We start from the raw sequence: 24,430 nt of genomic DNA, 5'->3' as shown, positions 1-24,430 counted from the left end.
CAGAAAAGCAAAAGGAAAATGTCTTTGTCCCATTATACCACAAAAAGAGAGCGGATTTCGCTCTCTTTATTACTCTGGCAATTCTATCTTCAAACTCATATCCGTTGGTTGTAATACCTTCTGAACAGCTGCGAGGAAGGCTAGTCCATTATCCGATGGAGAATACTGGAAAGTGATATGGATGACTTTTCTGTCAAAACTATCGCCATATCGTGCCACATACTGCTTGCTTTCGAGGAAATAAATATAGTTGTTGAGTTTTTCTTGAAGCTTCAACAAATGTTCTTCTTCTAATGACTCTATCCATTTGTTTTCATCAATCAACAACAACTCTAAATGGTCATCTGAAACACCCATCGCATCAATATTTGTAACGTCTAGTACAATTGGCCATACTTCTGCAACTGATTTAATTTTTCTTCTATTCTTATTTTCCTCTTTCTTCTGCTCATTAACAATATATTCTACTTTGTTTTTATCACAGCTTTTGAAAAGCTCCATGGAATCAATTAAATTACAAATATTACGGTAATAATCAACCTTTTTCTCATTAGGAAGATTATAAATACTTTCAAGAACAATAGGTACTATGTTCTCCACATCAATGATAAAAGGTAAAGCATCATATTCTCCCAGTAAATCTTCTTGTTTTTTGATAAATGATACAACTTGATACAAATGTATAGTATCCTGACTAGAAGCCAACTCCTTTAAAATATCTAAAACTCGGTCTGGAATATCAAAATCTCCGCCTACATAAATTGGATAAAGGCAATATTCTATCAAAATATGAGTATCCGTAATATCTTGATAATATGAATCTCGATGACCTATCCTATACTCGGGATCAATACCTAAGAAAGCATCTATTTCTCTGTGATTTTCAATTGCTTTTTTATACCTCATAATATCCCACTCGGTATCTGTTTTTAGTCTATATGTCTTCATTTAATTACTCCATTGGTTAATTCTGCCTATTTCTAGGTATTTATTCAATCTATTTCTCATAATCATTGTTGTTTTTTAATATCGTACAACTTTTGTATTGCTGAATTTCTATTGTCGTATAAATTTGCTTCCTTTATTTAACATTGCAGAATTATCATAGACCAAAAAAGATTTAGTTGGTGCGCACATTTCTTATCAAACTCTCCATTACCTTCTTTCTCCTGTGCAAATTATTGGCTATACACAAATAGAGAATAAACAAAAGCATCGAGTGGAAAAATAATGGCAAAAAACTAGGATATATTAGGTAGGCAATCAAGGATACTAATAAACTAATAAAGCTAGCACGAAGTACAGAAGTAACAACAGCTCCACTTTTCTTTACTACTTCTAGGAATTCTATGTACTCCAAATCTGTAAATAAAGCAGGATACAACTCCAAATCTTTTTTAAAATAGATATCCAGCAATTTACCGATAAGTAAGAAAAGACAAGAGAATAGAATCAAATAAAGATACTTGTGCTCAGCTATACTAAAGATTGTCAGTCCATTCAAGAATCTAATAAATGGAAGAGCTAGTAATATCAAGGAAAGAATAAAGTACTGTTGACTCTTAGAAGTTCTTTCTAGAATTGAAAAATACAGTTTCCTTCCTTTTAGGTCATAGTAAACCAATTTGTTTTTAAACTCTCCTAGATGAACTAGTCCTTTATATTGTTTATTCCTTTTCTTTCATTTCCACTCCCTCCCTAACTCAAACACTCCATAATCAAAAGATACAAGCTCTTAAAACCTCGAATTGAATGACATCTACCCACTGTAGTTTTAACCCCTTTTCCTCTCTATTATACCACACGAATGTTTTCTTATAAATTTGTCTCGCACCTTACAAAGCTATACGGATTAATAGTCGCATAACTAAAAGAACTGGGCCCTGTACAATACAGAACTCAATCCTTACTTTTAGTATAATGCCTAATTGTTTTGGGGAAATATATTACCACATAGCAGCATTTAGTTAGTCTTTCCCACCAAGTTTGCTATTGATGTTCATCATGATGCTAGCTATTTTTTCACCCCAATATGGGTCAGAAGCATAGAGAACATTCATTCCTGTCGCCTTGTTCCCCAAGTGATCTCTTCCACGGTCAATGTAGTTCTCACGAATCCACTTAGCCGCGCCGAGGATCCCCTTATCCACATCATCAAATTTCTTGGCTGAGGTATACGGGCTCGAATCATAAGCTGCAATTCCAAAGAAATTATTCTTATCCTTAGCTATCTGGCTCCGTCCCCAAGCACTCTCAAGTGCACTATGGGCCATTAAGTAAAGAGCATTCACACCATATCGTTCCTCAGCTTCCTTAAAAATAGCTCCCTTACCAGCGAGGCGACTATCCCGAATATTCATCAAAGAATAAACTTTATCCAATTCAGCTGCACTGTAATTACTTGGTTTAGTCAAATCTCTAAAGAGGAAAGGATTTTCAATGGTAAAGCTATCAAAATGAAGCCCATCAGTTGAATAATATTTCTTACCAATGGTCATAGCCGAGCTATGTGGAGCAACACGGAGACTCACATAAGGTGACAACTCATGGTAAAAATACTTGCCATCGCTTGTATAGTGAGGGACAAACTCACTTTCTTTATCAATAGCTACTAAATCACTTTTATTCATGAAGCCGGATAAACCAGAAATATTGACTGGTATTTGACTATCTTTTTTAGATTGAGCATCCCCAAGTGAAACTATGGTTCCTTGCGATACATAACTCAATCGTTCACCAGAAGCGCTATAGACATAAGCAGTAATTGGCTTCACTTTGTAATATTTTGCCTCTGAGATCCATTTCCCATTATTCTGGAAGGAATACTCTTTACCTTTGATCGTGAAAGTACCTGTTACATATCGACCATCATCTTTTAGATAGTACCAAGCATCGTAATCTTTGTCAAAAATCCATTCATTTTTGGCCATATAACCACCAGATTTAAGGTAGTATGAACCAATCCATTCACGGGAAGCGTAGGCTCCACCTGACTTCAAGTAGAACCAGCTATTGTAGGATTTATCAAAAATCCACTCTTTTTCCGCCATAGCGCCACTATCTTTCAGATAGTAGTCACTTTTCCACTGGCTACTTGCCATCACACCATCGCTATTGAAGTAGTACCATGTCCCTTTGATTTTCTCCCATTTGTCGCGAGAAATCTTTCCTGAAGCTGTAGCATAGTACCACTTGTCGGATATTTTCACCCAATCGTTTTCTGCCATAGCACCACTACCTTGGAAGAGATAGTCATTATAGATGGTGCGACTAAGCATGACACCATCTCTATCAAAGTAATACCAGACATCTTCAATCTTTTCCCACTTATTATGAGAAATCTTGCCTAAAGCTGTAGCATAGTACCACTTATCAGATATTTTTACCCAATCGTTTTCTGCCATAGCACCGTTACCTTTGATAAGGTAACCATCAACTATAGTATTACTGAGCATAATACCGTTTTTATCAAAGTAATACCAGACACCTTCAATCTTTTCCCATTTGTCGCGAGAAATCTTGCCTGAAGCTGTAGCATAGTACCGCTTGCCAGATATTTTCACCCAATCGTTTTCTGCCATAGCACCGTTACCTTTGATAAGGTAACCATCAACTATAGTATTACTGAGCATAATACCGTTTTTATCAAAGTAATACCAGACACCACCAATTTTTGTCCAGTTTACGACGGGCTGGTTATTCTCATAAAAACGCCAGTTTCCTTGCTCTTTTTTCCAACCTTCCTTGATAACTTCCTCGTTTTTTTCCTTTTTGGATGTGTCATCTTTAGAAGAATTTTCCTCTTTTACAACCGGCTCTTTCTTGGGCTCCACTCGGGGAACTTCCTTTTTCGGAGTAGCTTCTTCTTTTTTCTCGACTACATCTGTGGTCTGAGTTTTTTTCGTAACCTGTGATTCTTCAGCATATACAGATGTCTTTGCAAATCCTGCCATAGAAAGAACGACAGTACTTACAAGTAGTATCTTCTTCATTTTATTCTCCTCAGTAGAAAACTATCTACACTATTACTATTTTATAAAACCTATTGTAACATAGTTAACAGAAGGAAATATTACAAATTGATGAAGATTCTATGTCTTGTTGACGATAAGGAAAGTCTAGCTTATCTCAGACTGGCTTTGACTTCTAGACGGAGTTCTTCTAAACTGCTAATGCCATATTTGTCCATGACTTTTGGCAGATTTTCGATGATGTCAGGACAGGCGTAAGGATTAGTAAAGTTGGCTGTTCCAACTCCGATGGCAGAGGCTCCAGCCAGATACATTTCCAAAGCAGCTTCAGCCGAATCCACTCCCCCCATTCCAATGATGGGAAGGTCTGTTGTTTGAGCTACTTGTCGAATGAGTTTGAGGGCTACTGGAAAGACTGCTGGGCCTGACATCCCACCCGTTCCATTGGCTAAGATTGGTTTTCTAGTTTTGAGGTCAAATCGCATTCCAACGAGAGTATTGATCATGGTTAAGCCACTTGCTCCTGCATCTTCTGCGGCTTTTGCGACAGTAACGATATCCGTCACACTAGGGGTCAGCTTGACATAGACTGGCACATGAGAAGCTTCCACAGCCGCTTTTACCACTTCATAAGTCAAATCAGGATCTTGCCCAATCAAAAGTCCATGATTGCCGTGATCCACATTAGGACAAGAGATATTGAGCTCGATAGCTTTTACATTAGCTGCCTTGGAAATTCCTCGAGAAACAGCAGCATACTCTTGTTTTGAAAATCCTGCAACATTAGCGATGATGGGAAGCGTAGGATATTCTCTTTCCAGCCAAGGCAGTTTTTCAGCTAAAACAGCTTCTAAACCCGGATTTTGCAAGCCGATTGCATTGAGCATACCAGCAGGTGTCTCTGCTACCCTGGGAGTTGGATTACCAAAACGGGGTTCAAGTGTCGTTGCCTTGATCATAATGGAGCCTAAAAGGTCTAAATCATAGTACTTGGCATACTCTTGGCCAAAACCAAAACAGCCTGATGCTGGAATGATAGGATTTTTCAGGGCCAAGCCCGGTAGAGAAATTTGTAAGCGATTTGTAGTCATGACTTTCTCCCTATAATACAACTGTTCCTGTACGGAAGACAGGGCCATCTTCACAGACGCGTTGGCTGACCGTCTCACTATCTGGCACTTTTAGAACACAGGCATAGCAAGCACCCATCCCGCAAGCCATACGAGATTCTAGAGATAGATAGGCTCTTGGATGGTCATAAAAGGTTTGATTGATGTACTTCATCATTCCTGGAGCTCCACATGAGTAGACGGCGTCAAACTGATTTTCTAAATCATTGATGACGACTGACACATTTCCCTTGATACCATAAGAACCATCATCTGTCGTTATAAAGATCTGACCATATTGAGCCAATTCCTTTTCAAGGATAAGAGCATCCTTGTTAGCAAAACCGAGGACTGTTACTATTTTTACCCCACGCGCATGCAATTCCTTGGCCACCTCAAGCAAGGGTGGAACACCAATCCCCCCACCAACGAGGAGAACTTGGCTCTGATTGTCTAAATCAGACAAGTCAAAACCATTTCCCTGAGGTCCCATCACATCAAGACTATCACCCTGACTTAATGTTGAAAAAATAGCTGTCCCAGCACCCTCAATCCGATAAATGAGGCGACACTGCTTGTTAGCCTTGTCAATAGACGAAATTGAAATAGGACGACGCAAGAGATGGGCATCATCAGGCACCCGCAGATGTAGAAATTGGCCAGCTCGCATGGCTTCAACCATTTCCCCTTCTAGGACTAATTCAAAGATTGCTGGAGCGATTTCCTCCTGTGCAACCACCTTCATGCTTTCCAAACGAATCGCACCCATACGCTTTTTACATGTGGGATTCATGATTTTCCTCCTTAAATTTTAAGGGGACCAGATAAAGAAAAGACCTTGCTAGTGCAAGGTCTCAGTCGAGATAGGACAGAACTCATGCGCACAACTAAAAGGTCTCCGCAGAGAGTTTTCCCTATCACTTTTATCTGACACCTTGTGAGTCTCTCTGGACTCCCCTTAAAGGTTAAATTTGTATTAGTATACTCTTTCAAAGTAAAAAAGTCAAGTAGAAAACGAACATTCTACTTGACTTTACTGGATTATTTTTCACGAATGACTTCAACCTTGTAGCCATCAGGATCCTTGACAAAGTAATAGTTTGGTTTGGTTCCTGGTAGGCCTTTTGGCTCTGTAACCTCATAGCCTTTCGCGCTATGTTCTTGATGAAGTGCCTCAAGGTCAGGTGTACTGAGGGCGATATGGGCAAAGCCATCTCCTACCACATAAGGACCGTGGTCATAGTTATAGGTTAACTCCAATTCGTAGTCATCACCCTCAAGTCCTAGATAGACAATGGTGAAGGCATGATCTGGAAAATCTCTGCGACGCAATTCTTTAAATCCAAAAGCATCTTGATAAAATGCGATTGATTTTTCAAGGTTTTCTACTCGCAAGCAAGTGTGTAACATTTTTGAAGCCATATGTTCTCCTTTATTTTTAAAAAGACTGAGAAAATCTTCCCAGTCTTATAAACATTATTTACCAAGTTTTGCTTTAGCTGCATCTGCAAGAGCTGTGAAAGCTGCTGCATCGTTAACAGCCAAGTCAGCAAGCATTTTACGGTTCACTTCGATTTCAGCCAATTTCAAACCATGCATCAATTGTGAGTATGAAAGTCCGTTCAAACGAGCTGCCGCATTGATACGAGTGATCCACAATTTGCGGAAGTCACGTTTTTTCTGACGACGGTCACGGTATGCATAGTAGTAAGAGTTCATTACTTGTTCTTTTGCAGTACGGAACAAGATGTGTTTAGCTCCATAGTAACCTTTTGCTAATTTAAGAATACGTTTACGACGTTTGCGTGATACAACGCCACCTTTAACACGTGCCATGTTTTATTTCCTCCAAATATTTCCTAGAATTGTTTACTTACTGTTAGGCTCTTATTTCAAGCGAGTAAGCATTGCTTTGATACGTTTGAAATCTCCTGAATGCACCATAGATGCTTTACGAAGATGACGACGTTGTTTCTTAGTTTTTCCGTGGAAACGGTGAGAAGTGTAAGCACGGAAACGTTTAAGTCCACCAGAACCTGTACGTTTGAAACGTTTAGCTGATGCGCGGTGTGTTTTTTGTTTTGGCATGATTTTTTCTCCTTTATTTAACTTTCTGACAATTATTTTTTGTCAGTTGCTGGCGCCAACTGCATGAACATTTGGCGTCCATCCATCTTAGCTCGTTGTTCGATGATCGCAATATCTTGTGTTGCTTCAGCAAACTCGGCTAAAACTTTCGCACCAATCTCTTTATGGGTAATCATACGACCCTTAAAGCGAATAGATACCTTAACTTTATTTCCTTTTTCAAGGAACTTGCGTGCATTGCGAAGTTTTGTGTCAAAGTCACCCTTGTCAATCGTTGGACTCAGACGAACTTCTTTCACAGTAACAACACTTTGTTTTTTACGTTGTTCTTTTTGCTTTTTCTGGTACTCAAATTTGAACTTACCGTAGTCCATAATTTTAGCAACAGGCGGTTTTGCTTGGGGTTGAATCAATACTAAGTCAACATTTGCACTATCAGCCAATGCTTGTGCTTCGCTGAGTGGCTTAATGCCTAGCTGTTCTCCCTCAAGACCGATCAAGCGAACTTCACGTACACGAATTTCATCATTGATGAATAAGTCTTGCTTTGCTATGGTTTTCACCTCTTTTTTATTATTAGAGAAAAACAAGAGCGGGCTCGTAATGATACAAGCCCGCACGTTATGATAGCGTTTCTTAGAAACTTTTCATCCGTAGGGCCAGGCAACTTGATGTCACAAGGCGAGAAGCTCTCACTTCTGCTTTTCTCAACTTTTATATGATACCAAGTTTTCTATTCCTTGTCAAGATAAAAAGTTATTTTTTCAAAAAACTTTCTGTTTTCTTCTTGATGTCTGCATCAAAAAGAGAGAACCTAGTTGGTTCCCTCTCTATGTTATTTTTCCCCTCATCTTCCGTATAGGAACGCTAAGACCTATTAAAAACTTCCTTTTTACGTGAACTTCCCCATCTTTCGATAAATAGAATACCCGCTAACAAAAGGATAATCAGGCAAGGAAGTAAGACCATCCCCATGCTCCAATTTAGATTGACATTATCAATTTGCTTAGGTAATCTTCCAGATAAAATCTCCACTGAACGCAAGTAAGTAAAGGGAATCAGATGTGCAATCTTTTGGAGAGGCTGGATCGTTTGGATACCAAACAATAAGCCAACAATCCCAATGAGGGAAAGAAAGAGGACAGGCATTTTTTGCTTGAAAAAGTATGCAATCAAGTACACGATTTCCACAATGACGATAAAGGCTAAGAAAGTTAAGAGCAAGCTAGGAAATAACACATCTTGTATCTTCCCAATAGTTACCTCTTGATTCGTTAAGCTATAGAACGGATAGGGATAATCTAACTGTCCAAAACCACTTATCAGACTTCCCACTAGAAAAGAAAATCCACAGATTCCGATAAACAGCACGGTTACATAACTCACCCCAACTCCAAGAGAGGACAGGGCAAATGTCACTTTTGAAAAAGGATATAACTGAGCTATATCGAGATTATTTTGATATCTTTCTGCGAACAGTTGTGTTAGCACAAAAATAATACCAATCACAAATAAGGTTGGGATGATAACCTCTAAAATCCAGACAATCTGATCAATCCCGTGGGTCGGAAACTCCAAAGTATGTGCTTTTATGTTCAAGGGATACAGGGCTTGATAAATCTTCCGTTCGCGGTCAACCCCCATTTTTAATTCAGAGCTAGCAGTCGGGTCATTTGATACAAATTCATAATCCTTCTCTTCATCTTGCCACTGCAAATAGTAGGCTTCTTTCCAGCGCCCTTCTTTTAATAAAGTCAGAATTTCTTTCTTTCGCGTCAAAAGATTTTTTTGCAAGTCTAAATCACTTTTAGCAGTCTGGTATTCCTCCGAGCTGGTGTCAGACATTTGGGAGAGTTTCTCTTCATTTTCATTGATAGCTCTCTCGTTGGCTGCAATACGAGTTTCCAACCTGCTCTCCAAGCTGTGTGAGTTTGCAGTCTGACTATTTAAATAAAAGGTAACACCGAGTACAGATGCAAATAAAGCTAAGATAATCCAGTTTAAACGACTTTTGAAAACTTTCTTTAACAAAAATAGACTAATATCTTTCATAACGGAACCTCTTCTATCTGCCCCTGACGAATGGTTACCATGCTATCGCAAATCTCCACTAACTCCTCTTTGTAGTGGGAACTCAAAAGAACCAGCTGTTCTTTTCTATCGATTTGTGCCAGCCTATCAAAAAACTTCTGTCGATAATACTCATCTAAGCCATTTGTAATCTCATCCATAAGCCAGCATTTCGCCTGACTGAGGAAATACATGGCAATCACCAAGCGTTGCTTCATCCCTAAGGAATACTTGCGGATGGGAAGATTGATATAGTCAGACATTTCCCAATAGGCGATTTCATCCCCCAAGTTTAGGTCTGACTTCCAGATGTTTTTTATGAGACGAAGGTAGTCCATCCCACTTAAGTTTCCATCCAGCCATTCAACGCTCTCATAATAAAACAAAGAAGGAGGAACTGCGATGTGTCCACTACTAAGGGGAAGCAACTTGCTCATAGCTCGGAATAGTGTCGTCTTTCCCGAGCCATTGATAGCAAGAAGGCCATAAATCCTACCCTTTTTAAAGGTGAAATCAACATCTTGCAAGATGACTTGTCGCGTTTTTAAGGTAACATGAGTAAGAGTTAACATATCCAGCCCTCCTTTTTCTCACTCTTTAAGGATTAATAACCTCCAGTATAGAAGTTTATGACCTCATAACGAGCGTAGTTCCAGCCTCCGCCAACTTTATACTCAGAATAGCTGTAATAACGAGACCATTCCGGAATGTTAGTATATCTATGTCCGTGGTAATTCATACTATACTTCCAAACAGTATTCCAATCATACCAATAACTTAGTGATTGTCACAGCAGATATACTGGATTGAAAAAGACCAATAAATCATAAACTAGCTAATAAAACAACTTTTGCTGATTTTTCATGTTTTCATTGCATTTATATTTTTCCTTGAAAGCGCTTTAATTATATCATTTTTCTCGGTATTATGCAACAGATTTTTAGTTTATTTCACTAATATATAACATTTTTCTTCCTAACGAACACTTTCAATTCGCCAACTATTCCATCCTTTAAAACGAATGGCCCCTTGCTGGTCTGTTCGGTAAATCTTACTCTTGATGGATTCCAGTCGTGTCAAGGTTTCCTGATGGGGGAGCTTGGCACGATTATTCTTTCCAACTGAGATGAGTGTAATTTCTGGTTTAAGTTTTTCCAGAAAAGCTGAATTTGATGAAGTTTTAGCACCATGCTGGCCAGCTTTCAAGACATCCACCTCTAAGGTAGGGTGTTGCTTTAAAAGTTCCTTCTCTCCCTTCTCCTTCAGGTTTCCAGTAAAGAGAAAGTGCTTATCCAAGAGTTTTCCATAAAGAAGGAGAGAATCATCATAACTTCCATCTCCAATTTCCCTTGGAGATAGGACTTCTAAGTAACTGCCAAAAATCGGCAAGTTCTCCCCTGCTGTCACACTGCGCACCTTGGTTTGAGTCGCTTGTAGTTCTGCCACAAATTTCTTCTGTGTCAGACTTCCTTTTGATACTAAAATCTCCCCGACATGGAAAGCCTTGGTCACCTCCAGCAAATCACCAACATGTTCTTTATCAGTGTTGGTCAAAACAAGCTGGTCTATCTTAGCCACTCCTCGACTTTTTAGATAGGGAATCAAGGTCCTCTGGGCATTGCTGATCGTCGTCTTTTCTTGCCAATTCTCAACTTTCTTATCAGATTCTGCCTTACCACCCACATCTATGAGGATGGCTTTACCAGTCACATCCCGTAGAAAAATACTTTCCCCCTGCCCTATATCCAGCATGGTAATTTCATTTTCCAGCGGATGCTTGGTCAAGAAAAAGAGACCCACGACAAACAAGCCTAGTATTGCTAGTCTTTTGATGTTTTTCCTCATGTCATAGACCAAGGCCAATGAAACTAAAAGAAGAATCAAAAGCCATGCGTTGGGTTGACCAAAGACCATAGGTCTGCTTGCCAGCTGAGATACCAAGCGAATGATGTCCTCCAACCACTCAAAGACAAAGTTAAACTGAGTGACTGGGTAAACGAAGGACAGAATGAATAAGATGGACAAAAGAGGTAAGAAGACTAAGTCAAACAAAAATGAAAAGACAAAGGTCAAGAGAATTGACCAAGGCTGAAATTCTGCAAAATAGAAGGATAAAATGGGCAATATTCCCAAGGATATAACCAAGCTTTCTCTAAACACAGCCTTAATCCCCTCCCCTTTTTTGCTTGTCATAGTCAAGATAAAAGCATAGGCACAGGACAAGATACCTCCTGCAGTCAGGAAAAAGTTGGGCATGATGATAAAGAGAACAAGAACCGTCAAGGCAAAATTGTCCAAGCCCTTAACACCATGTTGGGCTAGTAGCTTTTGCAAGAGACTGCGAATGACCGAAGCTGAGAATCCTGTCAGCCCTGCATAGATAAGGGAAAAAGGATAAGTCAGCCACTTCAAATTTTCTTGAGTCAAGCCCAATCGTAAAAGGAGCTTCTTAAACCCATCCATAAAAAAGCCCACCTGCATACCCGACAAGGCAAAGAGATGGATAATCCCTAGACTAGAATAAAGCTCATTCATCTCCTCGAAGTCAGTATCCAAATGTCCTAGCAACAGCCCTGTCATATAGTTGCGCATAGGGTCGGGAAAATGGCTCTTAATCCAAACAATAGCCTTTCGACGTAGGCTTGATAGGTTTTCACCAATATCCCAACTGCTAACCTGTTTAAATGACTGGATTTTTTTGATATTGAGAGTCTGGTAAATTCCCTGAGTCTTCAGGTAGGCTTGGTAGTCAAATCCACCAAAATTTCTCTGCCCTTCTGGCTCGGACAGTTTTCCTTCTAGTTCTATCTCATAAATATCTGTCAAAGCTTGAAATTGCTCTTTCTCCTCCTCGGACTGGAGTTTATAATAGACTTGAAAAATGCGTCCATCAGACTTGCCACGAAAGGACAGGCTATCTCCATTGACTTTGATAGTATCTGGTAAAATCCTCACCTTTTCAACATAAGCGACTAAGTTTTGACTAGCTTGTGTCTGGTGCCAAGTTTGAAATAGAAACCAGACTCCAAAACAACTACAAATCGCTAGAACTTTGCCTCCAGATTTCCAAGGAAATTGAAAAAAGAGGCAGATCAGCAAAAAAACAAAGCCTAGTAAAGCAAGATAGGACGCTGAGAAAATGGCATAGTAAAGCCAAAGTAACAAAAAGCCCAGATAGATTAAGGGGATAGGAAGAGTCTTAATCCACTGTAACATAGTCTTTTAACTTTTCTATGGTCTTTGCACCAATGCCAGAGACTTTCTTGAGTTCATCTACCGACTTGAATTTGCCATTTGCCTCACGATGGTCGATAATGTCCTGAGCTCGTTTCCCTCCAAGTCCTTTGACCTGCTTGAGCTCTTCCAGACTAGCTTTATTTAGGTTGACCTTCTTATCCTTACTTGTAGAAGGAGTCGTTCCCGAACCAGTCTGCTGACTAGTTGCTTCTTCCCCCTTACTCGGAACGTAGACCAGAGCCTCGTCGCTGACTTTCTGGGCTAAATTGAGCGACTTGCTATCTGCTTGCTCTGTCAAGCCACCAGCCTTCTGAACAGCATCATTGATCCGACTACCGACTGGCAAATCGTAAATCCCTGGTGATTTGACAGCACCTTTGACATCCACTGTAATCAAATCTTGTTCAGGGGACTCTTCCTTTTCTTCCTTCTTCACTTCTTTTTCAGACGATGAATCACTTGAAACGGCTGCAACTTCAGCCTGCAAATTTGTTTCTTTCACAGATGTTTGTGAACTTGGTTTTAGCAGGAAAAAGCCGCCTAAGGCCAGACCCAAACCTGCACAGATGACAATGATTTTATACTCTTTGATTTTCTCGATAATTGCTTCCATATTTTCTCCTCTCTTTGATTATTCGTAAGAGGAAGAAAAAACAGTCGAAAATTTCTTTTCAACTGCTTATTTATTTGCAAAATAGTTTTCCTTGGTCAAGACATAATGAACTCTTGTGACGATTCGACCTTCCTCATGCAGATCAAGAGCTGCATACTCTTCGTCATGAGAATAACGCATACCGGACTTCTCCATCACTCTACCAGAAGCTGGATTTGCTTTGTCATGAACAGCTATCAACTTATTCATCCCTATCTTCTCAAAAGCTAGCTCAATCACGGCTCGAGTGGCTTCTGTTGTCAATCCTTGCTTCCAATATTTTTTATTAATAATATAACCAATAGCAGCCTTTTTTAAGACTGTGTCAATCTTGTGCAGGTCAATGGTACCGATAAACTGACCATTGCTTTTTAGTTCAATCCCCCACCGTCCCAAGGGATTGGCCAAGTAGAACTGAGCAATGTTGTTCTTGGTTTCCTCTAAGCTTTGATTTGTTGGAAAAGTGTAGCGTGTATTTTCTCTGTCCGAGGCATACTCAAACATAGCTTCTGCATCATCCAAAGTTACATGTCTAAGCAATAAACGCTCAGTCTCGACTATTGGATACTGAGCTAGTTTTAAAAAGATTGATTCCATATTATCTCCTTTCGTTTCAAAACCGAATCCCTCTTAATCTCTAAGTTTTCAACTACAAAAGGGTCTGCTATATTCTTCGTATTCTTACAACATCTAAGGATTTTAGCTTATCTAGATTTATTTCGTTTTTCCAAATAAATCTTTAGTAATTAAGGATAATTCCCCGAAACCTATAAAATCTGTATTCCTATCGTCAAAGTAACCTTCACGGAATAAAACAATTCCACCACTACTAACCACATTCTCAATATACTCGCTATTTTCAGCTATTATCTTTGAAAAACCTGACTGTAAAAAAGTTGTAACTTTAAGTCCCTCTGGCAACAATAATAAATGAGCTGTTAGTTTTACTAGCAAGATTGAAACAATGTCTGAAACAGACTCTCTATCTGATATTTGAATTCCACCAAAAAATTTCACTTTATTATTCTTCGTAATCATAATCTCTTCAGAATAAATTGCATTCCTAACCTCTAGGTGTTGCTTTTTTAGCAATTTCCAAAGTTTATAATATTGGATTATTTTAGTATTATCATTAAAACAATCATCCCCTAATACTAAGTATAGATTAAAATTATTTTTAGTTGAATAGTCATATAATTGCGAAATCAAATACTGTAAATACTCCTCCCTTCTTCTATAGTCACCAATTATCTCCCAACGTCTTACATAAATTTTTTGTACTGACATAAAGTTGAGAGAAGAAGTATCAGCATTAACTTCTGTATGGATTATCATAAAACTTTCTCCTATCCTAACTTATATATTTTCCTACTAGCTTAGCAAAAAAAGCTCATCAAAGCAAAAGTTTTTCTTGATTTTTGAAGCGGTTTCATATAAAATAAAACCATCACATTTTTGATTTATGAAATGGGATGTGACAACTAAAATAATCCCGTCAATTGAAAGGTAGGTTATCTCTATGTTAATTGGAATTCCAAAAGAAATTAAAAATAACGAAAACCGTGTCGCCCTCACACCTGCTGGTGTCTATAGCCTAGTTGGTCGTGGTCATCGTGTCCTTATCGAAACAAATGCTGGACTCGGTTCTGGCTTTACTGATGCTGACTACCAAAAGCAAGGTGCTGAGATTGTCGCTACTGCTGGTGAAGCTTGGGCAGCTGAGTTAGTCGTGAAAGTAAAAGAGCCATTAGCTTCTGAATATGGCTACTTGCGCGACGACCTGCTCCTCTTCACCTACTTGCACATGGCTGCTGCACCAGAGTTAGCAGATGCTATGCTAGCAGCAAAAACAACAGGAATTGCCTATGAGACTGTCCGTGACAGCCAAGGACATCTGCCACTCCTCGTTCCTATGAGTGAGGTTGCTGGTCGTATGGCGGTTCAAATCGGAGCTCACTTCCTTACCAAACAAGCTGGTGGATCTGGTGTCCTACTTGGTGGTGTACCAGGTGTTCCAAAAGGAAAAGTAACCATCATCGGTGGAGGTGTTGTCGGTACACATGCTGCCCGCATCGCTCTTGGACTTGGTGCTCAAGTGACTATTTTAGATATCAGTGCTAAACGTCTCTCAGTCCTAGAAGATGTTTTCGGAAACCAAATCCAAACTCTTATGTCCAATTCATTCAATATCGAAGCAAGCGTGAAAGATGCTGATGTAGTAATTGGAGCAGTTCTCATCCCTGGTGCCAAGGCTCCGAAATTAGTGACAGATGAGATGGTCAGACAAATGCGTCCAGGATCTGTCATCATTGACGTTGCCGTTGACCAAGGCGGTGTTATCGCAACAGCAGATCGTGTGACAACACATGATGAACCCGTCTATGAAAAACATGGGGTGCTCCACTATGCTGTCGCCAACATCCCTGGTGCCGTAGCTCGTACTTCTACCATCGCCCTGACCAATGTCACCCTTCCTTACATCGAAGCCTTGGCTGGAAAAGGCTTTAAGAAGGCAATCACTGAAGATCAAGGCTTACGCGAAGGAGTTACAACTTATCAAGGTTACTTGACCAGTCTTCCAGTTTCACAAGGGCTAGATAAGGACCACACTTCGATTGATGAACTTGTCTAAAGACATTAACTAGTTAACATAAATACAAGAAAGAGCAGTCTCATCTCAACTGCTCTTTTTCTTGATTTTCTGGTATCGAAAAATATCCACAAAAATCATATATTCTCTCAATTTTTCAATACCAACAAGAATGTTCCCAGAATGTAAAACCAACGATTATTAAAAATTCCTATTCTTTAACCAAACTCCTCATTTTAAGTTGGAAAGTGGAGAAGATTAAGATTTATCATACTGTTTCTTATAACTAGACTAAAAACAACAAATTTTCTATCCTATACTATCTATAAACTAAAAGTCGCAAGCGAGACAGCGCTAGACTGAATTATCCTGCTCCAAAATGTCCCCACAGTATTGACTACTTGGTTAAAATAGGTCTTCCTAAATTCACTCAACGACCGATAAAGATGCCCCATACGACTGCTGTCGAGAAAAGTTTTACCTGTCACCGGTTCCAACTGCATTCTTAACCAACATGAATCTAAAGCTCTGTTTTAACTGCCGTTTGCATATCTTGGGAGGAGGGAACGGACTATGGAGTGACAAATGTAACCAATCTTTTCCTATGATATTCCAAACAGAGAAAGACCAAGTGAAGGGCATTAAAATGGAACATGTTTAGTCCCTACAATAAAATCCCTATCCAAGATAATTAAGCAAAATGTTTTTATTTTTTGTATTTTTGACAACTTTAAAGTTAGAATAGTCACTGGATATCAAAAAGAAGAGAACCAGTACGGCTCTCTTCAGAGTATGATTTCTTATTTACCAACAATAGTTGGCCGGGACTCATTTTTTCTTACAATTTACCTGCTACTGCATCCAGCAATTCTTGAATCTTAGCTTGGTTGCTTCCTCCTGCCATGGCCATGTCTGGTTTTCCACCACCACGTCCATCAACGATCGGAGCCAATTCTTTAACCAAATTACCTGCGTGGATATCTTTGCTCTTACTTGCTACAAGAACATTTACCTTGTCACCGATAGCTGCAACTAGGACTAGCACGTCAGAGTAGTCTTTTTGTTTCCAGTTATCTGCAAAGGTACGAAGGGCACCTGCATCTGATACAGATACTTGGCTCGCAATGTAACGGTGGCCCTTTACTTCTTGAACATTCTTGAAGACATCGCCTGCCGCTGCTGCTGCTGCTTTTTCCTTCAATTCTGCATTTTCTTTTTGCAATTGGCGGAGTTGCTCTTGAAGGCCTTCAACTTTATGAGGCACTTCCTTGAGTTGAGGTGCTTTCAAGGTTGCTGCGACGGCTTTCAGAGCGTCTTCTTGTTCACGGTAAGCTTCGAAGGCTTCTTTACCAGTCACGGCCAAGATACGGCGAGTTCCTGATCCGATCCCTTCTTCTTTGACAATCTTGAAGAGGCCAATCTCAGAAGTGTTGCCAACGTGGGTACCACCACAAAGCTCGACTGAGTAATCGCCGATCGTCACAACACGAACTTCCTTACCGTATTTCTCACCAAAGAGAGCCATGGCTCCCATTTCTTTAGCTGTCTCAATATCAGTCTCAACAGTTTCCACTGCGATTGCTTCCCAGATTTTCTCATTGACTTGTTGTTCAATTGCACGAAGTTCTTCTGCCGTCACAGCTTGGAAGTGAGTAAAGTCAAAGCGGAGGAATTCTACTTCGTTTAGTGAACCTGCTTGAGTTGCGTGGCTACCAAGGATATTGTGAAGGGCTGCATGGAGCAAGTGAGTCGCTGTGTGGTTTTTCATGACACGAAGACGACGGTTGGTGTCGATGCTAAGTGTGTATTCTTGGTTCAAGGCAAGCGGAGCATGGACTTCAACTGTATGTAGCGGTTGGCCATTTGGCGCTTTTTGAACATCTGTCACCGTGGCCACAACATTTCCAGCAGCATCCAAGATTTGACCGTGGTCAGCAACCTGTCCACCCATCTTAGCATAGAATGGAGTTTCCGCAAAGATAAGAGAGGCAGTTCCTTCAGAGACAGTTTCAACTTCTGCATTGTCCGCTACGATGGTCACCAATTTAGAAGACAATTGTGATGCTTCATAGTTAAAGACGCTCTTAACAGTGATATTTTGAAGGGTTTCATTCTGCATACCCATTGAACCACCCTTGACAGCTGACGCACGCGCGCGTTCTTGCTGTTCTTTCATGGCTGCTTCAAAACCTTCACGGTCTACAGTCATCCCAGCTTCTTCAGCGATTTCTTCTGTCAATTCAACTGGGAATCCATAAGTGTCGTAGAGTTTGAAGACATCTTGTCCAGCGATGACGCTTTGACCTTTCGCTTTCAAGTCTGCTACGATGCCTTGGGCAAAGTGTTGACCTGAATGAAGGGTACGGGCAAATGACTCTTCTTCGCTTTTGACAATTTTTTCAATAAAATCACGTTTTTCAAGTACTTCTGGGTAGTAGCTTTCCATGATTTTTCCAACAGTTGGAACGAGTTTGTAAAGGAAAGGTTCGTTGATGCCCAATTTTTGACCATGCATGGAAGCACGACGAAGGAGACGACGAAGGACATAACCACGGCCTTCATTTCCTGGGAGAGCACCATCCCCAATAGCAAATGAAAGAGAACGGATATGGTCAGCGATAACCTTAAAGCTCATGTTGTCGCCATCTTGGTCGTAGACCTTACCAGACAATTTCTCTACTTCACGAATGATTGGCATGAAGAGGTCTGTTTCAAAGTTTGTCTTAGTCCCTTGGATAACTGCCACCAAACGCTCCAAACCAGCGCCCGTATCGATGTTCTTGTGCGGTAATTCCTTGTACTCACTACGAGGAACAGCAGGGTCTGCGTTAAACTGTGACAAAACGATGTTCCAGATTTCGATGTAACGGTCGTTTTCGATATCTTCTGCAAGGAGGCGAAGACCGATATTTTCTGGGTCAAAAGCTTCTCCACGGTCAAAGAAAATCTCTGTATCAGGTCCAGAAGGTCCCGCACCGATTTCCCAGAAGTTGTCCTCGATTGGAATCAAGTGACTTGGATCAACTCCCACTTCAATCCAGCGGTTGTAAGAATCTTTATCGTCTGGATAGTAGGTCATGTAAAGTTTTTCAGCTGGGAAATCAAACCATTCTGGGCTTGTCAAGAGTTCATAAGCCCAAGTGATAGCTTCATCACGGAAGTAATCTCCGATAGAGAAATTCCCCAACATTTCAAACATGGTGTGGTGACGTGCTGTCTTCCCTACGTTTTCAATATCGTTGGTACGGATGGCCTTTTGCGCATTGGTAATCCGAGGATTTTCAGGGATAATGGTCCCGTCAAAATATTTCTTAAGAGTTGCTACCCCAGAGTTAATCCACAAAAGAGTTGGGTCGTTTACTGGAACCAAGCTGACTGATGGTTCTACAGAGTGGCCTTTGCTTGCCCAGAAATCCAGCCACATTTGGCGTACTTGTGCACTAGATAGTTGTTTCATATTGTCTCCTTATTTCACTTGTTTAATTTGATTGGCTTTCTAGCATCTCCACATAGTCAATCGTGACACAGAGGGAAATGACCAGATCTGCATAAGAGTCTTCATAGACGGTTACGGTGTAAGTTGAGGTCAAATGGAAAATTTCTTTCCTAATCTCGGCGACAAGTTGATCTCGGTCATCCAGCAATTTGAAATTCAAATCCCAGATATTGCCCTCGATACGAAGGCCTAAATCATCAAATTCATACCTATCTCGCCAGAAGGTCAACTTCTTACGAATGACGAAATTGGAACCGTCCCGTAACTGAATGTTAAAGCGAGGAAGCAAAGTGAAAAATTCTTTGCTGATTTCACTGACTTGCTCACCATAGGCGTCATAGATGGTAAAGGTTTTAGGAATTTGGAAAAAAGATCCCTCCACCTGATAGTTCACTACTCCTCTATCATCCTTGATATCAAAGCGTTCGCCTCCAAGACGAAACTTTTGTTTCACGAGAAATGTCTTCATAAACACCTCCAAAAATCAAAAGACAAGCTCATATCACGAAGGGCGAAAAACCGCGGTACCACCTTCATTCAATGAACTTGTCATTCTCAAAATCTTATGCAATTGTATGATTGAGTAGCACGACTTCCTAGCTTAGATGGCTCGCAGCACCGCCATTTCTCTGGACTAAGGCAATTGAAAATCAATTCTCAACTCTAGTATTATATCGTTTTTTTAAGTTTGCGTCAACTGTGAAATTAGCTATGTAAACACACAAACGAGATAAGCTACTTACAATTAAGATATTTTAAACGCACATAATTACTAACGAAGTAGATCTAACATTTCATGATTCAATGTCCGATAACAAGTAAAATAGCTATCATCAATTTCAAATGTATTTTGTAAAATAAAGCGTAAGGTATCTATTGTCTGTTGCAATTTTCTAGAATTGACTAGTTTACTATTAATCTCTGACAAGCCATGTGCCACCTTATTTCTCTCACCATTTAAGCTATTTATTAGCTTTATGGACTTAAGTAATTCAGGAGAAACTTGATAATAAGATAGAATATTTTCATATGACAAGAGATTTAAGGTTGACTGAGGGGAATAGATTCTTTCCTTCTCATCTTTTATACCCTTGGCTTTCTTAAATTCTAGATCAATGAAATCTAATATAGCTTCAAAATCCTTGTATTCTTCATTTAACTTTGGAAAAGTTCCATCATATTTGATCAAATCTGGATAATCTTTCTTTATCTTTTCTTCGATGATAAATTCAACATAAGACTTTGATTTGATTAAGACATCAGCAACCTGCCCTCTTTCTTTCAAAACTTCAATCATTAAAAAGTAATTAAGAGCTTTTTTCTCAACTTCTGTAAGTGAATATCCCTGAATATTTTTTAAAATCGCTTGAGTTTTAAATACTTTTACAAAATCATTTAATATGTATCTTAAACGAGCTAATTTCTTTTTAGAAAGTAATTTATTGTATTCTTTTCTAGTAACTAATTCTTCCGCAGCAAGATAATCATAAGAAGAGATTAAATTTCTTAAGTGGCGCTTGATAAGAGACTGGTTAAATTTTTCAGCTTCATCTTTGATTGTACGATCTTCGTAATCCTTTTGGTTATCCTCGTTCTCGTCAAAAAGCCTCTGTTCATCTTCACTTGAAAGTGGCACATACTTTCTATTTGCTGATTTGTTTGGTGTTGCAACCTGTATAGCTTGCGTATTATAATCATTAATTCAATTTAAGGCAAATAAAGCAGAAATAATCTGAGGTGTTCCTGAGGATAGATTTAAGATTAATTGATGATCTGTTCCAGAGTATTTTTCGATAATCTGTCCCATCACTTCATACATTTTATCAAATAGATAGACTTCATCATTTTTCAATATGATTGATTCAATAACCACTTTAGGATGATAACCCTCTATTGAACATAATGCTTTCTCAACTAGATCATTTTTTACTAACATTTCTTCACTATAAACCAAAACAATCTGTTCAGGTCTGTAAGTTCGAGCAATATGTAATAAAGCTGCATCTCGATTATAACTTATCGGATCTGTCGTTCCAACTGCTGAAATTAAAATTTCCAAGATATTCTACCTCTCATTATTTCAGTAATTCTAATAATTCCTTATTAAAATCATTGTAAAAATTAAAATCCTTCTCAGTGAGTTGATACTGTTCCTTGATTAGCCCTTTTAGAGTTTTTAGAACAGGACCTAACTGTTTTAATTCCGCAGAATCTAATGGATCCAATTTGTGAGCTACAGTATTTCGAGTTGAATTCATGTTAATAATCGGTTTGATTTTTTTATATTGATTCCACTCATGTTTTTCTTTTAAGATCTTACTATAATCCCAAATCCCGAGATAATATTTCTCTGATTCACTCACGTAATTATCCAAAAATCCTGGATAACGATTTTCGATATAGTCTTCTAAGATAAACTCTGTGAGGTTTTTAATTCTAATCAGACCTTCACTAAAATTACCACGTTCTTTTTGCAAATCAATAGTCAAATAAGCATTTAATACTTTTTTCTGTTCTTCGCTCCATTTTTTCTTTTGGAGGACTTGAGGTACAGCTTGCCTGTCTAATGAATCCACAATATCTTGCAACTTTTTGCGACAATCTTTCAATCCAGGAAAGTCTGATAATTGATTAGCAACCTCTAAACTTGCTTTGTAATCATATTTCGTAATAAAATCACGTAAAGTTTTCTTCATTAAGCCTTGTTTAAACTTCTCTGAAGTATCTTCAATGGTTCGGTCGATATAGTCCTGTTTGTTATCTAAGTTCGTATCAATTAGTGCGTCAATATCTTCTGAATCATCATGTCCAACTCCTGCATTTGAATCATTTTCAGGACTTGAAACTTGTACTGCCTTGACATTGATTTCACTAAGTCTATTAATTACAAACAAAGCTGATTTTACTTGAGGAGTTGCACTTGAAAGATTAAGAATAAAATCATCGTCTTTTGTATAATACTCTTGTATAATAGCATCAAATTGATCATACATAGTATCAAAAACAAATACATCTTCATTCAAGATAATTGGTTCATGACATACAATTTCTGGGAGGTATTCAGAATCGATAGAGTGAATTACTTTCTCAATATCATCTTTCTTACTAATTGTTCTCTCTGAAAAAACAATAATAATCTTTTCTGGACGATATTTTCTCGCAATATGTACTAAAGCTCCATCGTGAAAATTACGGATTGGATCTGTATCACCCACTGCTGAAATCAAAACCTTCATTTAGTAATCTCCTTAATCATAAAGTTTGCCTTGCCCATTTCATAGAAGAATTCATCATTTTTTATTAATATGGAAGGCTGAACAGAGTCATCTTCCAAAAGGATAGGGGCTTTTGTAAGCTTTAATACACCTTTACCCTTCATCTTAGTTTGTACTGGTTTCTTGTGGTTCTCTTTTACAATTTCATATGCTTGTTTAAAAATTGTTTTTGTCCAAACTCCACTACCAGCACCCAAGTAGATAGGATATTGACTATTTGGCTGAATTTTATTTTCAGGAAAATCTGATAAGAAAAAGTTTTTATATTCTTTGTAAAAGGCTTGCGCTCTCTGTCCTAATTCTTCCATTAGGATTCCAGCTTCCTTAGTAGTTGTAGTAATGGTGAAATTGATTTTAGTTGAGGGTGCGATGGCTTCCCTGTATAAGGGAAGAGGCTTGGGAGTTAAGGACTTGGCTGAATAATCCCATTTTTGAACTAAAATAAGACTGTCATTGTTAAATGGTTTGCTATCACTAACACGAATGGCATTAAATATGTTATTGAATTCTTTACCCTTCTTAGGCACCCAAGGAATCATATTTTTATTTTCCTTAGGATTCTTACCTCTAGTATCAACCACCTTTTTATTGTTCCAGTGAGGATTTGTGTTCATTAAAATAGTTCGAATGGCTCCCTTTAACGAACTACCAGGTATATAAGGATTACCATAAGGGTCTCTCATAAACTTTGCTACTTCATTAATAGTACCTAACTGGGAATCAATGTTGTTCTTTTCGGTTTCAAAACCAGTCTCTTTAATCCTATAACCACCAAAATCACGGTCAGAAATACGGTTATCCTCTAAAAAGGAAACCAAACGATTATTACTGGCACTTGCCTTTCTCTCTTGTAAAAAGCGCTCAAACTTCTGATCATAACCTTTCTCCACCATTCGATTATAAAACTTACCCATATCAGGGAAATAAAAGTACCCATCTTCATAGATAAATTCACGAGATGTGTACTTATCACCACTGCCAGTATGGATAGGAGCCATGGCTAGGAGACTGAATTGAAAGGTTCTATACTCTGTTTTCATCTTTCTCCCTCCATCTTTAAAAATAATGGTTTAGCATAGCTTAATACTTCATGTGGAAAATCAAGAGGTCTTACATCTACAATCTGTCCTGTATAGGTTTCAGAGAAAGTAGATCCAGAAGCAAACTTATATAAATCCTGCTTACGGTAATTTTCATTAGTTTCTGTACTAAAAGCAAAACCACTTGATTTACTTAGTAAATAGGAACCAGTTTCCATAGCATATTCAAGTTCCTTTTCAACTGGTAGAGAAGTTGTCAAGGTCATGACAGGTCCTTGATGAACCTTGGTAAGACGATTTTTAAGAGAATCAGGTAGATTGTTAATTGTCAAATCAAATTGTCCATAGCCACTGGAACGTTTGCCCCCAATTCCCGTATACTGCAAGCTTGTCATGAGTTCATTTAAGAGTTCTGATTCGGTAGCAATCACATAGAGAGCAGACTTATCAGCAAATCGAACTGTAGAAACTTGATAAAGAGCTCCATCCACATGAGGTTGGTTTTTAGTGACGATGTTTGTTACTCCATGTTCTGCATCTTCAAAAAGAGTCCCATTTACATAAGAATCAAATTTCTCTAAAGGAATAAACTGAAGTTTCTTTGCCATTTTCGCTTGACGTCGCACTTCTTTGACATCTGTCGTTAAATCTGCCTGATCAAACTTTGGAAATCCTATCGGCTTAGGTAAAAATGGTCCTGACTGGTAAGGAAAGGCATCAGTCAAAACAAATTCATCTTGACCCGCTATTGACACGAATTCCTCCATTTTTCCCATTTTTTTTGCTTCTATAGCTAAGGCTGAAAACAATCGGTCCGCTGCAAAAGTCATTTTAGAACTATCCAAACTGCCTGCTCCGAAGTGAGCAGTATGGAAGTTCATAATATACATCTTGTAGGTCAT

General features: G+C 38.9%; 22 protein-coding genes, 1 pseudogene and 1 other annotated feature. Of the genes and pseudogenes, 1 reads left to right on the top strand and 22 read right to left on the bottom strand.

Going from position 1 to position 24,430, the window contains the following annotated elements; genetic code table 11:
- Window positions 1-69 precede the first annotated feature (69 nt).
- The 15 genes and pseudogenes from ifs to B7709_RS06810 form a co-directional block, all read right to left on the bottom strand.
- The gene (ifs, locus tag B7709_RS06885; RefSeq protein ID WP_084972215.1) at window positions 70-948 is read right to left on the bottom strand and encodes an NAD glycohydrolase toxin immunity factor; all 879 of its coding nucleotides are present in this window, start codon (window positions 946-948) and stop codon (window positions 70-72) included.
- A 1,019-nt stretch (window positions 949-1,967) separates the two neighbouring features.
- Window positions 1,968-3,992, bottom strand: coding sequence for a glucosaminidase domain-containing protein (locus B7709_RS06875; RefSeq protein ID WP_084972213.1), 2,025 nt, complete (start codon window positions 3,990-3,992; stop codon window positions 1,968-1,970).
- Between the two features lie 131 nt (window positions 3,993-4,123).
- Complete coding sequence (locus tag B7709_RS06870) at window positions 4,124-5,110, bottom strand: dihydroorotate dehydrogenase (protein ID WP_162279169.1); 987 nt, start codon at window positions 5,108-5,110, stop codon at window positions 4,124-4,126.
- On the bottom strand, window positions 5,073-5,873 hold the full coding sequence (locus B7709_RS06865) for a dihydroorotate dehydrogenase electron transfer subunit (RefSeq protein WP_084972211.1): 801 nt from the start codon (window positions 5,871-5,873) through the stop codon (window positions 5,073-5,075). The genes B7709_RS06870 and B7709_RS06865 overlap by 38 nt, the downstream gene beginning before the upstream one ends.
- Window positions 5,874-6,121: 248 nt before the next feature.
- Complete coding sequence (gene gloA / locus B7709_RS06860; RefSeq protein ID WP_084972210.1) at window positions 6,122-6,502, bottom strand: lactoylglutathione lyase; 381 nt, start codon at window positions 6,500-6,502, stop codon at window positions 6,122-6,124.
- Between the two features lie 54 nt (window positions 6,503-6,556).
- Complete coding sequence (gene rplT, locus B7709_RS06855) at window positions 6,557-6,916, bottom strand: 50S ribosomal protein L20 (RefSeq protein ID WP_000124830.1); 360 nt, start codon at window positions 6,914-6,916, stop codon at window positions 6,557-6,559.
- Between the two features lie 51 nt (window positions 6,917-6,967).
- On the bottom strand, window positions 6,968-7,168 hold the full coding sequence (gene rpmI, locus B7709_RS06850; RefSeq protein WP_001125942.1) for a 50S ribosomal protein L35: 201 nt from the start codon (window positions 7,166-7,168) through the stop codon (window positions 6,968-6,970).
- A gap of 32 nt (window positions 7,169-7,200) precedes the next feature.
- On the bottom strand, window positions 7,201-7,731 hold the full coding sequence (infC, locus tag B7709_RS06845) for a translation initiation factor IF-3 (protein WP_000848184.1): 531 nt from the start codon (window positions 7,729-7,731) through the stop codon (window positions 7,201-7,203).
- A 15-nt stretch (window positions 7,732-7,746) separates the two neighbouring features.
- Window positions 7,747-7,878, bottom strand: a sequence feature (ribosomal protein L20 leader region).
- Between the two features lie 157 nt (window positions 7,879-8,035).
- Window positions 8,036-9,220, bottom strand: a complete 1,185-nt coding sequence (locus B7709_RS06840; protein ID WP_084972209.1) for a hypothetical protein — start codon at window positions 9,218-9,220, stop codon at window positions 8,036-8,038.
- Window positions 9,217-9,810, bottom strand: coding sequence for an ATP-binding cassette domain-containing protein (locus B7709_RS06835; RefSeq protein WP_084972208.1), 594 nt, complete (start codon window positions 9,808-9,810; stop codon window positions 9,217-9,219). The genes B7709_RS06840 and B7709_RS06835 overlap by 4 nt, the downstream gene beginning before the upstream one ends.
- Window positions 9,811-9,842: 32 nt before the next feature.
- Window positions 9,843-10,059 (bottom strand): annotated as a pseudogene (locus tag B7709_RS10355) (hypothetical protein).
- Between the two features lie 154 nt (window positions 10,060-10,213).
- On the bottom strand, window positions 10,214-12,454 hold the full coding sequence (locus B7709_RS06825; protein ID WP_084972207.1) for a DNA internalization-related competence protein ComEC/Rec2: 2,241 nt from the start codon (window positions 12,452-12,454) through the stop codon (window positions 10,214-10,216).
- Window positions 12,438-13,088, bottom strand: coding sequence for a helix-hairpin-helix domain-containing protein (locus B7709_RS06820; protein ID WP_084972206.1), 651 nt, complete (start codon window positions 13,086-13,088; stop codon window positions 12,438-12,440). The genes B7709_RS06825 and B7709_RS06820 overlap by 17 nt, the downstream gene beginning before the upstream one ends.
- A 66-nt stretch (window positions 13,089-13,154) precedes the next feature.
- Window positions 13,155-13,724, bottom strand: a complete 570-nt coding sequence (locus B7709_RS06815; RefSeq protein ID WP_084972205.1) for a GNAT family N-acetyltransferase — start codon at window positions 13,722-13,724, stop codon at window positions 13,155-13,157.
- Between the two features lie 117 nt (window positions 13,725-13,841).
- Window positions 13,842-14,462 carry a hypothetical protein gene (locus B7709_RS06810; protein WP_084972204.1) on the bottom strand — a complete coding sequence of 207 codons (621 nt, stop codon included), beginning with the start codon at window positions 14,460-14,462 and terminating at the stop codon, window positions 13,842-13,844.
- A 184-nt stretch (window positions 14,463-14,646) separates the two neighbouring features.
- On the opposite strand from B7709_RS06810, the gene ald reads away from it, so the two are divergent.
- The gene (gene ald / locus B7709_RS06800; RefSeq protein WP_084972202.1) at window positions 14,647-15,759 is read left to right on the top strand and encodes an alanine dehydrogenase; all 1,113 of its coding nucleotides are present in this window, start codon (window positions 14,647-14,649) and stop codon (window positions 15,757-15,759) included.
- Between the two features lie 796 nt (window positions 15,760-16,555).
- Here the strand turns inward: ald and alaS are convergent.
- The 7 genes from alaS to csm4 all read right to left on the bottom strand — a co-directional run bounded on the left by alaS (window position 16,556) and on the right by csm4 (window position 24,430).
- Window positions 16,556-19,174 (bottom strand): alanine--tRNA ligase, encoded by a 2,619-nt coding sequence (gene alaS / locus B7709_RS06795; protein WP_084972201.1) that lies wholly within the window; start codon window positions 19,172-19,174, stop codon window positions 16,556-16,558.
- A gap of 22 nt (window positions 19,175-19,196) precedes the next feature.
- Complete coding sequence (locus B7709_RS06790; RefSeq protein ID WP_084972200.1) at window positions 19,197-19,682, bottom strand: LURP-one-related/scramblase family protein; 486 nt, start codon at window positions 19,680-19,682, stop codon at window positions 19,197-19,199.
- A 303-nt stretch (window positions 19,683-19,985) separates the two neighbouring features.
- Complete coding sequence (gene csm6, locus B7709_RS06785) at window positions 19,986-20,915, bottom strand: type III-A CRISPR-associated CARF protein Csm6 (protein ID WP_394334464.1); 930 nt, start codon at window positions 20,913-20,915, stop codon at window positions 19,986-19,988.
- The gene (locus B7709_RS10380; RefSeq protein ID WP_394334463.1) at window positions 20,916-21,272 is read right to left on the bottom strand and encodes a CARF domain-containing protein; all 357 of its coding nucleotides are present in this window, start codon (window positions 21,270-21,272) and stop codon (window positions 20,916-20,918) included.
- A 16-nt stretch (window positions 21,273-21,288) separates the two neighbouring features.
- The gene (gene csm6, locus B7709_RS06780) at window positions 21,289-22,449 is read right to left on the bottom strand and encodes a type III-A CRISPR-associated CARF protein Csm6 (protein ID WP_084972199.1); all 1,161 of its coding nucleotides are present in this window, start codon (window positions 22,447-22,449) and stop codon (window positions 21,289-21,291) included.
- Window positions 22,446-23,528, bottom strand: coding sequence for a type III-A CRISPR-associated RAMP protein Csm5 (gene csm5 / locus B7709_RS06775; protein ID WP_084972198.1), 1,083 nt, complete (start codon window positions 23,526-23,528; stop codon window positions 22,446-22,448). Before csm5 ends, csm6 (B7709_RS06780) begins: the two co-directional genes overlap by 4 nt.
- Window positions 23,525-24,430, bottom strand: coding sequence for a type III-A CRISPR-associated RAMP protein Csm4 (gene csm4, locus B7709_RS06770; protein WP_084972197.1), 906 nt, complete (start codon window positions 24,428-24,430; stop codon window positions 23,525-23,527). The genes csm5 and csm4 overlap by 4 nt, the downstream gene beginning before the upstream one ends.

The sequence above is a fragment of the Streptococcus oralis subsp. dentisani genome (assembly GCF_002096335.1).
GTDB classification, from domain to species: Bacteria; Bacillota; Bacilli; order Lactobacillales; family Streptococcaceae; genus Streptococcus; species Streptococcus oralis_Z.
Note: the sequence above shows the minus strand (reverse complement) of the source record. Positions and strands in the feature narration are given on the sequence as shown.

Bases quoted from the DNA above. Each gene is read 5' to 3' on its own strand.
- ifs (WP_084972215.1), bottom strand. From the start codon at position 948: ATGAAGACATATAGACTAAAAACAGATACCGAGTGGGATATTATGAGG.
- B7709_RS06875 (WP_084972213.1), bottom strand. From the start codon at position 3,992: ATGAAGAAGATACTACTTGTAAGTACTGTCGTTCTTTCTATGGCAGGA.
- B7709_RS06870 (WP_162279169.1), bottom strand. From the start codon at position 5,110: ATGGCCCTGTCTTCCGTACAGGAACAGTTGTATTATAGGGAGAAAGTC.
- B7709_RS06865 (WP_084972211.1), bottom strand. From the start codon at position 5,873: ATGAATCCCACATGTAAAAAGCGTATGGGTGCGATTCGTTTGGAAAGC.
- gloA (WP_084972210.1), bottom strand. From the start codon at position 6,502: ATGGCTTCAAAAATGTTACACACTTGCTTGCGAGTAGAAAACCTTGAA.
- rplT (WP_000124830.1), bottom strand. From the start codon at position 6,916: ATGGCACGTGTTAAAGGTGGCGTTGTATCACGCAAACGTCGTAAACGT.
- rpmI (WP_001125942.1), bottom strand. From the start codon at position 7,168: ATGCCAAAACAAAAAACACACCGCGCATCAGCTAAACGTTTCAAACGT.
- B7709_RS06840 (WP_084972209.1), bottom strand. From the start codon at position 9,220: ATGAAAGATATTAGTCTATTTTTGTTAAAGAAAGTTTTCAAAAGTCGT.
- B7709_RS06835 (WP_084972208.1), bottom strand. From the start codon at position 9,810: ATGTTAACTCTTACTCATGTTACCTTAAAAACGCGACAAGTCATCTTG.
- B7709_RS06825 (WP_084972207.1), bottom strand. From the start codon at position 12,454: ATGTTACAGTGGATTAAGACTCTTCCTATCCCCTTAATCTATCTGGGC.
- B7709_RS06820 (WP_084972206.1), bottom strand. From the start codon at position 13,088: ATGGAAGCAATTATCGAGAAAATCAAAGAGTATAAAATCATTGTCATC.
- B7709_RS06815 (WP_084972205.1), bottom strand. From the start codon at position 13,724: ATGGAATCAATCTTTTTAAAACTAGCTCAGTATCCAATAGTCGAGACT.
- B7709_RS06810 (WP_084972204.1), bottom strand. From the start codon at position 14,462: ATGATAATCCATACAGAAGTTAATGCTGATACTTCTTCTCTCAACTTT.
- ald (WP_084972202.1), top strand. From the start codon at position 14,647: ATGTTAATTGGAATTCCAAAAGAAATTAAAAATAACGAAAACCGTGTC.
- alaS (WP_084972201.1), bottom strand. From the start codon at position 19,174: ATGAAACAACTATCTAGTGCACAAGTACGCCAAATGTGGCTGGATTTC.
- B7709_RS06790 (WP_084972200.1), bottom strand. From the start codon at position 19,682: ATGAAGACATTTCTCGTGAAACAAAAGTTTCGTCTTGGAGGCGAACGC.
- csm6 (WP_084972199.1), bottom strand. From the start codon at position 22,449: ATGAAGGTTTTGATTTCAGCAGTGGGTGATACAGATCCAATCCGTAAT.
- csm5 (WP_084972198.1), bottom strand. From the start codon at position 23,528: ATGAAAACAGAGTATAGAACCTTTCAATTCAGTCTCCTAGCCATGGCT.
- csm4 (WP_084972197.1), bottom strand. From the start codon at position 24,430: ATGACCTACAAGATGTATATTATGAACTTCCATACTGCTCACTTCGGA.